The organism is Nocardioides sp. YJ-D4, from assembly GCF_054031495.1.
In genome coordinates this window covers 4,661,465-4,677,262 of the sequence record NZ_CM132932.1, presented here as the reverse complement: position 1 = coordinate 4,677,262, position 15,798 = coordinate 4,661,465, and the positions used below count along the sequence as shown (strand labels likewise).

General features: G+C 70.6%; 13 protein-coding genes, 1 pseudogene and 1 riboswitch. Of the genes and pseudogenes, 3 read left to right on the top strand and 11 right to left on the bottom strand.

Features of this window, described 5'->3' with window-relative positions:
- Positions 1-252: 252 nt before the first annotated feature.
- The 5 genes and pseudogenes from bluB to ACW14X_RS22395 all read right to left on the bottom strand — a co-directional run.
- Positions 253-879 (bottom strand): 5,6-dimethylbenzimidazole synthase, encoded by a 627-nt coding sequence (gene bluB / locus ACW14X_RS22415; RefSeq protein ID WP_350712985.1) that lies wholly within the window; start codon positions 877-879, stop codon positions 253-255.
- Positions 879-1,664 (bottom strand): precorrin-4 C(11)-methyltransferase, encoded by a 786-nt coding sequence (gene cobM / locus ACW14X_RS22410; RefSeq protein WP_457163359.1) that lies wholly within the window; start codon positions 1,662-1,664, stop codon positions 879-881. Before cobM ends, bluB begins: the two co-directional genes overlap by 1 nt.
- Entirely contained in the window at positions 1,661-3,220 is a 1,560-nt protein-coding gene (gene cobJ / locus ACW14X_RS22405) for a precorrin-3B C(17)-methyltransferase (protein WP_457163358.1), read from the bottom strand. Before cobJ ends, cobM begins: the two co-directional genes overlap by 4 nt.
- On the bottom strand, positions 3,217-3,825 hold the full coding sequence (locus ACW14X_RS22400; RefSeq protein ID WP_457166080.1) for a precorrin-8X methylmutase: 609 nt from the start codon (positions 3,823-3,825) through the stop codon (positions 3,217-3,219). The genes cobJ and ACW14X_RS22400 overlap by 4 nt, the downstream gene beginning before the upstream one ends.
- Positions 3,826-4,515: 690 nt before the next feature.
- Positions 4,516-4,704 (bottom strand): annotated as a pseudogene (locus ACW14X_RS22395) (nitrite reductase); the annotation flags it as partial.
- A gap of 56 nt (positions 4,705-4,760) precedes the next feature.
- Positions 4,761-4,964: riboswitch (cobalamin riboswitch) on the bottom strand.
- A 104-nt stretch (positions 4,965-5,068) separates the two neighbouring features.
- Here ACW14X_RS22395 and ACW14X_RS22390 point away from each other — a divergent pair.
- Positions 5,069-6,235 (top strand): ABC transporter substrate-binding protein, encoded by a 1,167-nt coding sequence (locus ACW14X_RS22390; protein ID WP_457163357.1) that lies wholly within the window; start codon positions 5,069-5,071, stop codon positions 6,233-6,235.
- On the opposite strand, the gene ACW14X_RS22385 is transcribed toward ACW14X_RS22390, so the two are convergent.
- From ACW14X_RS22385 to kdgD, 5 genes are read right to left on the bottom strand one after another with little or no spacing between them, the layout of a single operon-like run.
- On the bottom strand, positions 6,221-7,045 hold the full coding sequence (locus ACW14X_RS22385; protein WP_160028050.1) for an ion transporter: 825 nt from the start codon (positions 7,043-7,045) through the stop codon (positions 6,221-6,223). The two genes, ACW14X_RS22390 and ACW14X_RS22385, sit on opposite strands and share 15 nt — an antisense overlap.
- Before the next feature lie 60 nt (positions 7,046-7,105).
- Complete coding sequence (locus ACW14X_RS22380) at positions 7,106-7,900, bottom strand: sulfite exporter TauE/SafE family protein (protein WP_350838095.1); 795 nt, start codon at positions 7,898-7,900, stop codon at positions 7,106-7,108.
- 7 nt (positions 7,901-7,907) lie between these two features.
- A complete protein-coding gene (locus tag ACW14X_RS22375; RefSeq protein ID WP_457163356.1) occupies positions 7,908-9,233 on the bottom strand; it encodes an enolase C-terminal domain-like protein in 1,326 nt (441 codons plus the stop codon).
- Positions 9,230-10,723, bottom strand: a complete 1,494-nt coding sequence (locus ACW14X_RS22370; RefSeq protein ID WP_457163355.1) for an aldehyde dehydrogenase (NADP(+)) — start codon at positions 10,721-10,723, stop codon at positions 9,230-9,232. The genes ACW14X_RS22375 and ACW14X_RS22370 overlap by 4 nt, the downstream gene beginning before the upstream one ends.
- 42 nt (positions 10,724-10,765) lie before the next feature.
- On the bottom strand, positions 10,766-11,680 hold the full coding sequence (kdgD, locus tag ACW14X_RS22365; RefSeq protein ID WP_160028042.1) for a 5-dehydro-4-deoxyglucarate dehydratase: 915 nt from the start codon (positions 11,678-11,680) through the stop codon (positions 10,766-10,768).
- 361 nt (positions 11,681-12,041) lie between these two features.
- On the opposite strand from kdgD, the gene ACW14X_RS22360 reads away from it, so the two are divergent.
- Positions 12,042-13,310 (top strand): DUF222 domain-containing protein, encoded by a 1,269-nt coding sequence (locus ACW14X_RS22360; RefSeq protein ID WP_457163354.1) that lies wholly within the window; start codon positions 12,042-12,044, stop codon positions 13,308-13,310.
- Between the two features lie 384 nt (positions 13,311-13,694).
- Here ACW14X_RS22360 and ACW14X_RS22355 read toward each other — a convergent pair whose 3' ends face one another.
- Positions 13,695-14,606 carry a LysR substrate-binding domain-containing protein gene (locus ACW14X_RS22355; protein WP_160028038.1) on the bottom strand — a complete coding sequence of 304 codons (912 nt, stop codon included), beginning with the start codon at positions 14,604-14,606 and terminating at the stop codon, positions 13,695-13,697.
- Positions 14,607-14,760: 154 nt separating this feature from the next.
- On the opposite strand from ACW14X_RS22355, the gene ACW14X_RS22350 reads away from it, so the two are divergent.
- A complete protein-coding gene (locus ACW14X_RS22350) occupies positions 14,761-15,756 on the top strand; it encodes a Bug family tripartite tricarboxylate transporter substrate binding protein (protein ID WP_457163353.1) in 996 nt (331 codons plus the stop codon).
- Positions 15,757-15,798: the final 42 nt, after the last annotated feature.

Sequence of the window (15,798 nt, the reverse complement as noted above, 5' to 3'; positions counted from 1 at the left end):
TCCACCCACCAACCCACCCCGACTACGGGGGCAGGTCAAACCAGGATTCCCAAGCCCGTGCCCAACTCAAAACTCCGCGCCACACCCCTGCCGCCGACCCGATAGCCAGCCAAAATTCTCGGCGACGGCCGGTGTCAAGGATCGCCGAAGGCGACCGGCGAAGCCGGCGGCCGAAGGCCGTCCTTTACTCCGGACGGCACCGAGAACACCCTCCAAACAAGGGTCGGCGGCAAACACCAACCACGAAAAACCTCAGCGCCCCGAGAGATACCTCTCCTCATGAACCACGGACGACAGCTCCGACCGATGCCTCCACCCAAACCGCTCGAGGTCGGGAACTCCCGGGAGACCTTCGACGTGTCCGACGCAGAGCCAAGCCACCGGACGCACGTGCGACGGAAGCCCGACCAGCGACCGCAGGAACTCCTCGCGATAGAAGCTGACCCACCCGACACCGAGGCCCTCGGCAGTGGCAGCGAGCCAGAGGTTCTGGATCGCGAGGACGGTCGAGTAGAGCCCCGCGTCGGCGATGGCATGCCGCCCGAGGACCTGCGACCCACCGCGAGTCGGGTCGTAGCCGACGACGACCCCGAGCCCGGACTCGCAGATGCCCTCGATCTTGATCCGGGAGAAGGTCTCGGCCCGCTCCCCGGAGAGCGAGGACGCGAACACGTCCCGCTCGGTGGCGACGTGCTCGCGGAAGGCCGCCAGCGTCTCCGGCGAGCGCACCAGCACGAAGTCCCACGGCTGCGTCATCCCGACGCTCGGCGCGGCGTGGGCTGCCGACAGGACCCGCTCGAGCACGGCAGGGTCGACCGGCTCACCGGTGAACTCCGCACGCGTGTCCCGACGGCGGTTGATCGCGTCGTAGAGCTCCATCAGGCACCTATCGGCCTGGTGGTCGAGCTTGTCGAGACCCGCGGGCGAGCCGCGTCGTAGAGGAACGACTCGCCTCCGTCGCGGGCCAGCGCGGGCCCGGCGAGGATGACGGCAGCCTGCGTCAGACCGGCGTCCTCGACCGCGTCGGAGATGGTCGACACCGTCCCACGCAGCACCAGCTCCTCGGGCTGGCTGGCGCGGTAGACGACCACCACCGGGCACTCCGGGCCGTAGTAGGGCAGCAGCTCGGCCATCAGCTCACGGGTGCGACGGATCGCCAGGTGGAGCACGAGCGTGGCGCCGGTCGCGGCGTACGCGACGAGAGACTCCCCCTCAGGCATGGCCGTCGACCGGGCCTGCATCCGGGTGAGGACGACCGACTGCGCCACCAGCGGCACGGTCAGCTCCCGGCCCACCAGCGCGGCCGCCGCGGCGTAGGCGGGCACGCCCGGTGTGACGTCCCAGGGCACCTGGGCGGCATCGAGCCGCCGGGTCTGCTCGGCGACCGCCGAGTAGACGGACGGGTCGCCGGAGACGAGGCGTACGACCTGCTTGCCGTCCCGGTGCGCGGCGACGATCTCGCCGACGATCTGGTCCAGGTCGAGCTTCTGGGTGTCGACCAGCTCGGCCGCGGGGCTGCAGTGCGCCAGCACGTCGGGGTCCAGGTAGGTGCCGGGGTAGAGCACCACGTCGGCGGCCTCGAGCAGCCTCGTCGCGCGTACGGTCAGCAGGTCTGCCGCGCCGGGGCCGGCGCCGACGAAGTGGACGGCCCGAGGGGCGTTCACTGCACGTACCTCGGCGTCCAGACCTGCCCAGCGGCAGTCGCCCGGGTCGAGCTCGCCCCCACGATGACCAGGCACTTCATGTCGATGGTCGATGGGTCGAGGTCACCGAGGGTGGTCACCGTGAGCGACTCCTCGGCCCGCCCGACGTCGCGTCCGACGACGACCACGGTGTCCGGCTTGCGCTGCTCCAGGAGTACGTCGCGAGCCCGGCCGATCTGCTCGGTGCGCGAGCGCGAGGCCGGGTTGTAGATGGCCAGCACGAGGTCGGCGGCCGCGACCGCGCGCAGACGGTCCTCCACGACGGACCACGGCTTGAGCCGGTCGGAGAGGGACATCACCGCGAAGTCGGCCCCGACCGGGGCGCCCGCCCGCGCGGCCACCGCCTGGACGGCGCTGACCCCGGGCAGCACCCGGACGCGTACGCCGGCGTAGGCCGGATCCTCGGCCGCCTCGAAGACGGCTGACGCCATCCCGAAGACACCCGCGTCGCCGCCGGACACGACGGCGACCCGCTCCCCGGCGAGTGCCAGGTCCAGCGCGTGACGGGCCCGGTCGACCTCGACGGTGTTGCCCGACGCGTGCCGCCGCAGCCCTTCGCGTTGCGGCACCCGGTTGACGTACGGCGCATAGCCGACGACATGGCCGACCTCGGCCAGCGCCGAGCTCACCTCCGGCGTCAGCCACCCGTCCGGCCCCGGCCCGAGTCCGACGACCAGGACCTCCCCTGTGTCCCCGGAGGCCGAGCCCGTCGAGACGCCCCCGCGCGTCACCTCGACGGACTCGACCGCGGGGAGCTCTTGCCGCAGCCGCGCCGCGGCGGGTCGGGGAGCCGTGTCCCCGGGCACCACGATGAGCGAGAAGTACGGCACGGAGGACGGGTCGACATCGGCCACCGGCAGCCAGCGCTCCTCGGGCTGCGAGGCACGCTCGACGTACCAGGCACCGTCGAGCCGCCCAGCGGCAGCGAGCGCGGAACGGACCGCAGGGAAGGTCCGGCCGAGCTTCATGATGATCGCCGCCTCGGTGTCGGCGAGCCGACGGGCGAGCTCGGGCTCGGGCAAGGTCCCCGGGAGGACCGTGAGCACGTCGGTCTGGCGCACCAGCGGGGTCGAGACCGCGGCGGTGGCGGCCGCGAAGGCGGGGACGCCCGGCACGACGGAGGTCTCGTAGACCTCCTTGAACCGGTCGTGGAGGTACATCGAGGAGCCGTAGAAGAGCGGGTCGCCCTCGGCGAGCAGGACCACGTCGCGGCCGGCGTCGAGATGGGCGGAGAGCCGGACCGCGCAGGACTCGTAGAACTCGGCCATGGCACCGACATAGCCGCCCGGGTGCGAGGTGGTCCCGGTGGTGACCGGGTAGCGCAGCTCCTCCTCCACCGCGTCGGCGGGGATCAGGGACGACGCGATCCGGCGAGCGTGCGACTGCTTGCGCACCCCGGCGTGGTAGGCGATCACGGGGGCCGTGCCGATCAGCCGGGCGGCCTTGAGGGTGATCAGCTCGGGATCGCCCGGTCCGATCCCGACGACGGTGAACCGCCCGCGTACATCGGTGCTCATTCCTGCTCCTGGGCGAGTGCGTTGAGGGCGGAGGAGGTCATCGCGGAGCCGCCGCGGCGGCCTCGGACGGTGACGTAGGGGATGTCGATCCCGTGGTCGGCGGCGAACGAGGCGAGCGCCTCCTTGGACTCGGCCGCGCCGATGAAGCCGACCGGGCAGCCGACGATCGCGGCCGGCCGCGGACCGCCGTCGAGGATCATCTCGAGCAGGTGGAAGAGCGCCGTCGGGGCGTTGCCGATGGCGACCACCGCGCCCTCGAGGTAGGGCTCCCACAGGGACAGCGCCGCGGCGGTGCGGGTCGTTCCCCACTCGCGCGCAAGCGCCGGGACCCGGTCGTCACCGAGCATGCAGAGCACCTCGTTGTCGCGCGGAAGCCGGCTGCGGGTGACCCCGGTGGCGACCATCGTCGCGTCGCACAGGATCGGCGCTCCTGCCTCCAGCGCACCCCGCGCGGCCTTCACCAGTCCGGGGTGGATGACCAGGTCGGAGGCGAGGTCGACCTGCCCGCTGCCGTGGATCATCCGCACCGCGAGCCGCTCGGCGTCGGCCGGCACGGCAGAGAGGTCGGCCTCGCGCCGGATGGTCGCGAAGGAGTCGACGTAGATTGCCGGCCCCTGGTCGATGTAGTCGTAGCGCCGGGGCGGCCGCACCTGCGGCGAAGGCACGAGTACGCCACGCCACGGTGTCACCACGACCGCCGGCACCCGCTCCGCCAGCGCCGAGACCGCGGCCCGGTCCAGGGCGCCGTCCGGGGCGGCGACGTGCTCGCCACCGGGCACCGGCCCGTAGCCGAGCTCCTCGGCCGCGACCGGGACCCGATCGTCGGCCACGACCGGCTCGACCATCGGTGCGTCCAGCTCGGAGACGTGCCAGGGCGCCGACGGCCCCTCGCCGCGTACGTCCAGGAAACGTGAGGCGAGCGCGACCAGCCGGGAAGCGGCCTCGGCGAGCGGCACGACCGGCCCCCAGGAGCCGCCGACGCGCAACTGTCCCTCCGTGGCAGACAGCGCCACCACGCCCAGGTCGCACTCCCGCGAGACCAGGTCGCCGCGGCCGTCGTCGAGCACGAAGAGGAACCGGCCCGGCAGCGCGGCCAGCCGCGGCGAGGCGCACAGCAGCCGGTCCAGGGACGCCGCGACACCGCGCAGGTCGGCCCGGCCCCCGGCGAGCCCGGTCTGCGGGGAGACCATCACGTTGCGTACGAGCTCGTGGGTCTGCGCAGGCACCAGTCCGGTCGCCTTCAGCGCGGTGAGCACCTCGCCCGGCAGCCCGCCGTCGACGCTCGGCAGGCCGCGCACCTGGAGGTTGGCGCGACCGGTGAGGTAGATCCGCCCGTCGCCGTAGGTCTCCGCGACGGAGATCAGCGAGAGCAGCGCGGCGGACGAGACGGACCCGCCGATCAGGCGCAGCCGCACCAGCAGGCCGTCCTCGGCCGCCCACGGACGACCGACTCCGGGGCACCGGTCGGTTCGGACTCGCGACATCAGGACACCTGCTCTGCGTCATGTGCCCTTGCGCGGGGCACGTGGTGACCTGGCGGCGGGCGCCGCCAGAGCCAGCAGGTCTTCGGACTCGGAATCGATCGGAACGGAGCGCCTTCCCGGAGCCAGGCTCCAGTGGCTGCTCTCCCCGGAAGGAGGGCGCGCCCCGCCCGTCATCCTCACCGCTGCGCGTCAGTCCCGGACTTTCACCGGGTTCCCTGACCCCATCAGGCATGGAGTACGACTGGCAGGGCGAGACTACCGACTTGGGGACACGGCGCCGAATTGCTCGCCGCCCGGCAGGGGTTTGTGCCAATGTTCGGCTACTCGAAATCTTCCGAGGCCACCCCCATAGATGGAGTCTCCCGTGACAGGCTCGGCTCACCGGCAGTTGTTCGTTCTGGCGCCCATCCCGGCGCTCGCGCTCGGCCTGACGGCCTGCGCCACGACCTCGGAGTCGAAGGTCTCGATCGGTCTGGTCGTACCGACCTCGGGCGTCCACAAGTCGATCGGCACCGACATGAGCCGGGGCTTCGACCTCTACCTCGACCAGCACGGCGGGGAGCTCGGCGGCCGGCTGGTCGACGTGATCGAGGCCGACGAGGGCGACCGCGCCGAGACCGGCGTCGCCGCGGTGACCAGGCTGATCCAGGACGACGAGGTCCAGGCGGTCGTCGGCCTGGCGAGCTCGGAGGCGGCGCTCGCGGCCAAGGATGTCGCGAACAACAGCGAGACGCCGCTGATCGTGACCGGCGCCGGCGCCGACGAGTTCGCCGATGGCTCCGACTACCTGTGGCGTACGTCCTCGACCAACTCGGACCTGGGCGGTGCGCTCGGGACGGCGGTCGCGAAGGAGACCGACGGGGGCACGGCGTACGTCATCGGGTCCGACGACGCGGCCGGCCACGAGTTCTCCGACAGCTTCATGATCGCCCTGGAGGCGTCCGGCAGCAGCGTGGCCGGTCAGAGCTACACGCCGGCGGGCGTGACCGAGGAGTGGTCGGGGCTCTTCGACAAGGCGAAGGACTCGGGCGCGGACGCGATCTTCGCCGCCTATGCCGGCAAGGAGGCGGAGGCGTTCGTGCAGCAGTACCGCGAGTCCGGGCTGGCCAAGAGCACCCGGCTCTACGGCCCGGGCTACCTCACCGAGGGCGACGTGCTGTCCGCTCTGGGCAGCGCCGCATCAGGCGTACGGACCGCACTGCACTACAGCGACACGATGGACTCGCTGATGAACGACGCCTTCGTGAAGGACTACCGCGAGGCGTACGACGCCACCCCGACGGTCTACTCGGTGCAGGCCTACGACGCCGCGGCCGCGCTCGACAAGGCGCTCGACCTCTCCGACGACGTCAACCGCAACGAGATCGCCGACTCCCTCGGCTCGGTCGGCACCATCGTCAGCCCGCGCGGGAACTGGACCTTCGACCCCAACCACAACCCCGACCAGCCGTACTTCCTGCGGGTGGTCAAGGGCACCGCCGACGGTCCCCGCAACATGGTGGTGCAGGAGATCGCCTCAGCGGGCAGCTGAGTCCGACTTCAGCTCGGCCCGGGTGGCGGCCAGCTCCTCGCGTACGGCGGTGAGGTCCTCCCGCAACGAGGTGAGGATGGCCATCATCTCGGCGTCGGACTCCTCCTCGTGCTCGGCGAGGGTCTCGACGCTCTCCATGCCGGAGACGACCACGGCGAGGAAGAGGTTGAGGACGGCGAAGGTCATCACCAGGATGAAGACGACGAAGAAGATCCAGGCAGAGGGGTCCTCGGCCATCACCTCGCGGGCGATGTCGGGCCAGGCCTCCCCGGTCATGGTCTGGAACAGCGTGAACGCACTGGTGCCGAGGTCGCCGAAGTACTCCGGCGCGATCTCGCCGTAGAGGTTGGTCGAGATGACCACCGCGACGTACATCATCAGCACCAGCAGGGCCGCGACCGAGCCCATCCCGGGCATCGCTGCGATCAGGCCGTCGACGACGCGACGCATGGACGGGACCGAGTTGACCAGGCGCAGCACGCGCAGGATCCGCAGTGCCCGCAGCACCGACATCGGCCCGGTCGCCGGCACCAGCGCGATCGCGACGATCACGGTGTCGAAGATGTTCCACGGGTCGCGGAAGAACTTCGGGCCGTACGCCACCAGCCGCAGCACCAGCTCGACGACAAAGACTCCGAGGAGCACGCTGTCGAGGAACGCCAGCTCGTGGGCGAGGTGTTCGGGGACCATCGTCTCCACGCCGAGGACCACCGCGTTGAGGATGATCACCCCGATGATCGTCTTCTGGAAGAGGTCGTCTTCGACCAGCGCACGCACCCGGGCGCGCACCGAGATGTTGCTCGAACCCATGCTCGCGATGTCCTCCTGTGACCGTGACCGCGGCCGGAGCCTATCGGGCCGAGCCGGGTCTCAGCTTGTCGCCAGGTGCAGCGCGAGCCCGAGACCGGCCAGACCGACCAGCCAGCGCAGCGGGCGCTCGGGGGCGACCCGGACGATCGCCGGCCCCAGGAATCCGCCGATCACGGCACCCGCTCCGAGGGCGATCGCGGCGGGCCAGTCCACGGGAGCGAAGAAGACGTACGCGATCGCGGCGGTGCCGTTGGCTACGCCGGTGGCGACGTTCTTGACCGCGTTCGTGATCGCCAGGGCCTCGGTGCGCTCGAGCACCAGGACGGCCAGCGCGATGATCCCGACCCCGGCGCCGAAGTAGCCGCCGTAGATGCCGAGCACGAACACGATGACACCCCAGCCGAAGCCGCGGGCGAGCGTACGTCGCCCCTCGACGCCTGACGACGGGTCCTGCCGCGGCGGCCGCGCGGCGGCACGGGCGGCCGCACAGGACCGGATCCGGTCGCGGAGCAGCAGGAGCACCGCTCCCCCACCGACGAGCCAGGGCACCACGGTCTCGAACGCCTCGGCAGGCGTGGTGAGCAGCAGGGCCGCGCCGACCGCGCCGCCGAGGAAGGAGGCCAGGGCCAGCCAGGCGATCCTTCTGCCCTGGCCGCGCAGCTCGCGCCGCGAACCCGCGACGGTGCCGCCGGTGACGCCGAACATGGCCACCGTGTTGGTGACGTTGGCGACGACCGGCGGCAGCCCCGCGGCCAGCAGGGAAGGGTAGCTGACCAGCGAGGCCAGACCGGCCACCGAGCCGGTCAGTCCCGCACCGATGCCGGCGAGCAGGAGCCAGGCGAGCTCGGCGCTCACCGGGCTGTCAACGGACCAGGCACGGGCGCTTGGGGTCGAAGGTCCACCCCGGCACCAGGTACTGCATGGCAACGCCGTCGTCGCGTACGCCGAGCCCGTGCTCGAGGTAGAGCTCGTGCGCGGCCGCGACCCGGTCGCGGTCGAGCCGGATCCCGAGACCCGGTGCAGTCGGTACCGCGACAGCACCGTCCCGGATCTCCAGCGGCGACTCGGTCAGACCCTGGCCGTCCTGCCAGATCCAGTGGGTGTCCAGCGCGGTGATCTCCCCCGGTGCAGCGGCGCCGACGTGGGTGAACATGGCCAGCGAGACGTCGAAGTGGTTGTTGGAGTGGGAGCCCCAGGTCAGCCCGAAGTCGTGGCACATCTGGGCGACGCGGACGGAGCCGGACATGGTCCAGAAGTGCGGGTCGGCGAGCGGGATGTCGACGGCGTTGGTGCGGATCGCGTGGGACATCTGGCGCCAGTCGGTGGCGATCATGTTGGTCGCGGTACGCAGCCCGGTGGCGCGCTTGAACTCGGCCATGATCTCGCGGCCCGAGTAGCCGCCCTCGGCGCCGCAGGGGTCCTCGGCGTACGCGAGCACGTCGTCCTTGCCCGTGAGCAGCCGGACGGCGTCGGCGAGCAGCCAGCCGCCGTTGGGATCGAGGGTGATCCGGGCGTCGGGGAAGCGCTCGTGGAGCGCGGTCACCGCGGCGACCTCCTCCTCACCGGCGAGGACACCGCCCTTGAGCTTGAAGTCGGCGAAGCCGTAGCGGGCCTGGGCGGCCTCGGCGAGACGTACGACCGCCTCGGGGGTCAGCGCGACCTCCCGCCGCACGCGCTCCCAGTCGTCGGTGCCGTCCTTCTCGCGGAGATACGGCAGGTCGGTCTTGTCGGGGTCGCCGACGTAGAAGAGGTAGCCGAGCATCGGCACCGAGTCGCGCTGCTGCCCGTCGCCGAGCAGCTCGGCGACCGGCACACCCTGGGCCTGACCTGCGAGATCGAGGAGCGCGGACTCCAGCGCGGTGACGGCGTGGACGGTCGTACGCAGGTCGAAGGTCTGCGCTCCGCGGCCGCCGGCGTCGCGGTCGGCGAACCGCTCCGCGACCTGCCGCAGCAGGCTGCGGTAGCGGGTGACGGGCTGGCCGACGAGCAGCTCGGCGGCCTCTTCGATGGTGCGCCGGATCGGCTCGCCGCCCGGCACCTCGCCGACACCCTCGCGACCCTCGGAGTCGGTGAGGATCGCGATGTTGCGGGTGAAGAACGGCGCGTGCGCGCCGCTGAGGTTGAGCAGCATCGAGTCGTGGCCCGCGACGGGGACGACCTCGATCTTGGCGATGGTCGTGGTGGTCATGGCAGCTGCAGCTCGCCGTCGATCCGGCGGGCGAGGTGCCACGGGTTGTCGTCGCGTACGGCCTCCGGGAGGATCGCGGCAGGTACGTCCTGGTAGGCGACGGGGCGCTGGTAGCGCTCGATCGCGAGGCTGCCGACCGAGGTGGTGCGGGAGTCGGAGGTGGCCGGGAACGGGCCGCCGTGAACCATCGCGTGGCCGACCTCGACGCCCGTCGGCCAGCCGTTGAAGAGGATCCGTCCGGCCTTGAGCTCGAGGGCCTCGACGACCTGGGCCGCGGCCTCGTTGTCGGCGTCGGTGGCGTGGACGGTCGCGGTGAGCTGGCCCTCGAGGGAGTCCAGGCTGGGCAGCAGCTCCTCGACGGTCTCGTAGCGGACCACGACGCCGGAGGCGCCGAAGACCTCGTCGGTCACGCCTGCGAGACCGGCGGCCTCGACGAGCTGGGGCGCGGGGGCGTCGGTGTCCCCGGCGGTGCCCTCGCCGACGACGGTGACGCCGTCGGTGGCGCGGAGGGCGGCCGTGCCCTTCTCGTAGGCGGCGGCGATGCCGGAGGTCAGCATGGTCGCGCCGACGGCTTCGGCCGTGGCCCGGCCGGCGGCGGCCAGGAAGGCGTCGCCCGCCTCGCTCTTCGGGAGGAAGAGCAGGCCGGGGTTGGTGCAGAACTGGCCGGAGCCGAGGGTCAGCGAGCCGACGTACGCCGTGGCGAGCGCGTCGACGTCACCATCGAGCGCTCCTGGGAGGACGACGACGGGGTTGATCGACGACATCTCGGCGTAGACCGGGATCGGCTCGGGGCGGGCCGCCGCGGCCGCGACGATCGCCAGCCCGCCGCCGCGGGAGCCGGTGAAGCCGACGGCCTTGATCCTCGGGTCGACGACCAGGGCCTGGCCGAGCTCGATGCCGCCCTTGAAGTCGGTGTCGAGGAGGAAGGAGAAGGTGCCGGCGTGCAGCCCGGCCTTCTCGACCGCACGGGTGATGGCCTGCGCGACCAGGTAGCCCGTGAGGGGGTGGGCAGGGTGGCCCTTGACCACCACGGGGCAGCCCGCGGCCAGCGCCGAGGCGGTGTCGCCGCCGGCGGTGGAGAAGGCGAGCGGGAAGTTGCTGGCGCCGAAGACCGCCACCGGGCCCAGGGCGATCTGGCGCTGACGGATGTCGGCCCGCGGGAGCGGGGTCCGGTCAGGGATGGCCGGGTCGATGCGTACGCCCAGGTGGTCACCGCGCCGCACGACGCCGGCGAACATCTTCAGCTGGCCGGTGGTGCGGCCGACCTCGCCGCTGATCCGGCCCTCGGGCAGGTGCGACTCGGCGACGGCGGCCTCGACGATCTCGGCGCGGGCCGCCTCGATCTCGGCGGCGACGGCTTCGAGGAAGTCCGCCCGGGCCTCAGGGGATGTGGCGCGGTAGCCGGCGAAGGCCTCGGCCGCGGCGCTGGTGGCGGCGGTGACGTCGGGCTGCTCGGAGTCTGCTCCGGCGATGATCGAGCGGTAGCTCATGTTCCCTTCCTATCGGGTCGGTCTCTCAGGGGCGGATCGGCGTCAGGCGATCCGGGCGATCAGTTCGCGCAGCTCGTCGATCTCGTCCTCGCGCAGGTCGGTCAGTGGCGGGCGGACCGGGCCGGCGGGCCGGCCGATCGCGGTCAGGCCACCCTTGACGATCGAGACGGCGTAGCCGGCCGTGCGGTCGCGGATGTCGAGGTAGGGGATCACGAACTCGTTGAGACGACGGTAGACCTCGTCACGATCCTGGGCACGCACGGCGTCGTAGAACTCCACCGCCCACTTCGGCGCGAAGTTGAACAGCGCCGAGGAGTACGTGCTCACGCCGAGCTGGAGCAGCGGCAGCGCGAACGTCTCCGCCGTCGGCAGGCCACCGATGTAGATGAGCCGGTCGCCGACCCGGGCGTAGGTACGAGTCATCTGCTCGATGTTGCCGACGCCGTCCTTGAAGCCGATCAGGGTCGGGTTGCGCTCGGCGAGCTGGTCGACGGCCTCGTCCCGCAGCACCGCGTTGGCGCGGCTGTAGACGATCACGCCGAGCCCGGTCGCCTCGCACACGCGGCTGGCATGCTCGACGAGCCCTGCCTGCCCGGCCTCGGTGAGGTACGGCGGCATCAGCAGGATCCCGTCGGCGCCCGCGGCCTCCGCCGCCTTCGCCTGCGCGACCGCGTTGGCCGTGCTGCCCGTCGCCGGCGCCAGCACCGGCACGGCCCCAGCGACCTCGTCGACCGCGGCACGTACGACCTGGTCGGTCTCCTCCGCGTTCAGCGAGAAGCCCTCACCCGTGCCGCCGGCCGCGAAGAGCCCGGCCACCGGGTACTCCGCCAGCCAGCTCAGGTGCTTGCGGTAGCCCTCTTCGTCGACCTGGAGGTCCTCGTTGAAGTGGGTGACCGGGAACGAGAGAAGCCCGCTCTTGAGCTGGGCGGCCAGGTCGGTCGGGCTGTACTCGGTCACGAGTCACGTCCTTCAGGTGTTGGGTGTGCTGTGGGGAAGGTGGTGACCATCACGTTATGAACGTTCGATGATGCTTGTCCAAGCCCGAATTTGAATCTCGTGATGCTTTGGGGGCATTGCGGGGTCTGCTTGTTGCGGGCGGGTTCTTCGGGGCTGGAGGGGCGGCGCAGCGGAATATTGCCTGGGACGGGTGAGGTTGATGGGGTGTGAGGGTGGCCCTTCGGGCCACTTACCATCCACAGAAACGATGCCGTTCGCTCACCGCAAAAACAGTAGTTGACCTGGGAAAATAGATAGTCAGAACGGCGCGTGAAGCGTAGAATCAGACCCATCACAGCACACCTCCGAGGAGAGGACAGCGATGAGTCTCGGCCGCGACATCGACCACTGGGGCACCAACCCCGGCGACGCGATCGACGCTGCCCTGGCCGCCATCGAGACCGCCCTCCAAGAACTGCTGGCCACCGACCCGGCCTACTGGCGCACTGGGCAGAAGAAAGACCTGCTGGAGCGGCTGGAGAAACTCCAAGCCCAACAAGCCGCACTGAAGCTGCGGGTGCTCGCCACGGCCGGTGACATCGCCGAAGAGACCGGCGCCAAGGACGCCTCCGGGTGGATGCGGACCGAGCTCCTAGTCGACAAGGGCGTGGCACGGTCGCAGATCAAACTCGCGGCCAGCGTCGCGAAGTACGACCTCGTCGCCGCTGGTCTCACTGAGGGCGTGGTGTCTCAGGACAAGGCAAGGGTGATCACCCGCGCCCTCGACCAGATCGAGGCCGACCCCGCCGCCAGTGCCGAGGACCTGATCCTGGCCGAGAAGCTGCTGGTCGACCACGCGACCCGGTTGACGGCGAACGAGTTGAAGATCGTCGGACGCCGGATCCTCGCCGAGATCGACCCGGAACGATTCGAGGCCGCCGAAGCGAAGGCTTTGCAGCGGGAGGAGGAGCACGCCCAGCGGCGTACCTTCTTCCAGTCTCGTGACAACGGCGACGGCACTGTCGACATCCAGGCCCGGGTCTCGCGTGCGGTCGCGCTGCGGCTCCGCACATTGTTGGACTCCCTGGCCCAGCCCCGGAAGCTCTCCGCCGAGGACAAGGGCCGCAAAGCCCCCTACGACCGGTTGCTGGGCCAGGCGTTCGCACGCGTGATCGAGACCTACGACGTCGACCAGCTGCCCCGCCACGGTGGCCACGGCACCACGGTGTTCATCACCATGAGCCTCGAGGACCTCCGCAAGGACCTCGGCACCGCAGCCCTGGGCTTCGACGGAGCGAAGATCACCGCCGCCGAGGCCCGCCGGATGGCCTGCAACGCCGACCTGGTCCCGGTCGTCCTCGGCACCGACTCCGAGATCCTCGACTTCGGCCGCACCGCGAGGTTGGCGTATCCGGCCCAACACCGAGCGCTCCGGTTACGGGACAAGTGCTGCCAAGCCGAAGACTGTGACGCACCAGCAGCGTGGACCGAGGCCCATCACCTGAAACCCTGGTCTGAGGGCGGCCTCACGAATCTGGCGAACATGGTCTTGTTGTGTGCCAGTGATCATCGCCGGATCCACGACCCCGACTATGCCTATGAGCGGCTCCCGGATGGACGAATCCGGTTCACCAGGCGCCGAACCAGCTGATCGAGGCAGGGCCGGCCGGCATCGCCGTGCCGGTTCCACCCGATCCGATCCATGCACCGGTGGGGTGGGGAGCGGTTTATTGGGGCAGCGTCCCGGCCCCTCTCACGGCGACACCTTGTGAAGCGTTCACAAGGTGTCATCGTCTTGTAAAAGCACCAGGAGACCATCCGCTGCCCGGAGGCACCGGCCCCAATTCCCAAGCCCGTACGCAACTCATGGAATCCGCGCCAAACCCCGCCGCCGACCCGATAACCAGCCAAAATTCTCGCCGGAGCCCGGTGTCAAGGATCGCCGAAGGCGACCGGCGAAGCCGGCGGCCGCAGGCCGTCCTTGACTCCGGGATTCGGCGAGAACACCATCCGTAACGGGTCGGCGGCCAGTCCCTCAGCGATTCATCTCGATGATCGCATCGAGAACCCGGCGTACGACCGGACTGACAGACCCCCGCGCCCAGATCGCATGGAGCTCGACGGGGCGCTCGGGATCCTTGTCGAGGCGGGTGTCGCCGCCGCCGTGCTCGATGGGGCGGAAGACGACGCCTTCCACGTGCAGCGAGCTGGCCGAGACCGGGACGAAGCCGACGCCACGCTCGGCGGAGACCAGGAGCATGGCGGTGAGTACCTGATGCACGCGCTGCTCGATGCGCGGGTGGGCGTTGGCCAGGAAGCGTACGGAGAGCTCGTGGAAGTAGCGCGACTGCTGGGGGTGATAGCCGATGACGGGTTGGCCCTCGAAGTCCTGGGGCGTCAGCGGTCGGTCGAGCTCGGCCAGGGGGTGGCCCTGCGGGAGTACGGCCATCAGCGGCTCACGGGAGATGACTCTCGAGGAGAGCAGCTCGGTGTCGAAGGGCGGGCGGGCCAGGCCGATGTCGAGCTCGCCGTGGCGGATGCCGTCGACCTGGGCCAGGGTGACCCGCTCGGAGAGCCGCACCTCGACATCGGGGAGCTCGACGGTGAGGCGGCGCAGCAGGGGTCCCAGGATCGAGATCGCGGAGACCGCGGTGAAGCCGAGCCGGACCACGCCGGCGGCGCCCGCGTCCACCCGTCGGGCCAGGTCACCGGCGCTCTCGACCAGGTTGAGCATCCGGTAGGCCTCGTCGAGGAAGGCCGCGCCGGCACCGGTGAGAGCGACCCGGCGGTTGTCCCGCTCGAGCAGCTGCGCGCCGACGGCTTTCTCCAGCTTCTGGATCTGTCGCGACAGCGGCGGCTGCGTCATCCGCAGCCGTTCGGCCGCGCGGCCGAAGTGGAGCTCTTCGGCGACCGCCACGAAAGAGCGCACCTGGTCGAGCGTGATCATCTGGCCAGAGTAGACCACGATGCACCAAGTGGAACACTCTATGCCGAATCGGGCTTGGACCGGTATCGCTAAGACTCTTAGTGTCGGTGGTCACACGACGTCGGGCCATGCCACGTGCCATCACCAGCCCGGCCACCAGGATTTAGGAGCAACGATGCGTACCACTTCCCACCTTCTTGCCGCGACCGCAGGCGTCGCGGCCCTGGCTCTCTCGGCCTGCGGTGTCTCGAACACCACCGGAGGCAGCGGTGACGGCGAGGACTACCCCGCCGGCAACGTCGAGATGTACGTCGGCGCCTCGGCCGGCGGCTCCAGCGACCTCATCAGCCGGGCGGTCTCCAAGGGCCTCTCCGACGAGCTCGGCGCCTCCTTCCCGGTGATCAACCTGGAGGGCGCCAACGGTGCGCTCGCCGCCAACAAGGTCGCCAAGGCCGAGCCCGACGGTCAGACCATCGCGATCCAGAACGCCTCCCTGTTCGCCATCACGCCGCTCGCGGTCAGCGAGGAGGAGGCCACCAGCATCGACGACTTCGACGTCGTCCAGGGCGTCTCCCGCGACGACTACGTCATGGTCGCCGGCCCGAAGAGCGGCTTCAAGTCGCTCGACGACATCAAGGCGGCCAAGAAGAAGCTCACCTACGGCACCACCGGTGTCGGCACCGGCTCACAGCTCTCCTGCGGCCTGACGTTCGGCACCAGCAACGTCGAGGCCGAGGCCGTGCCGTTCGACGGCGGCGCGCCCGCCCTCACCGCCGTGCTCGGCGGCCAGGTCGACACCGCCTGCATCCAGGTCGGTGAGGCGATCGAGAACATCGAGTCGGGCAAGCTGACCCCGCTGAGCGTCTTCGGTCCCGAGCGGGTCGACTACCTGCCCGACGTCCCGACCGCCCAGGAGCAGGGCCTCGACGTCGAGGTCGCGCAGTACCGCTTCATGACCGTCCCCAAGGGCACCCCGGACAACGTCAAGGACACCCTCGCCGAGGCGATGCAGGCCACGTTCAAGACCGAGGAGTACCAGGCCTTCAACAAGCAGAACAGCCTCACCCCGATGGAGATCTCCGGCGACGAGGTGGTGACCCAGCTCGAGGAGGACAAGAAGCGGTACGCCGACCTGGTCGAGCAGTACGGTCTCAACCTCGGCGAGGGCTGAGCCTCTCCCGGCGGCGCAGCACCCAGCACGTACGAACCCACG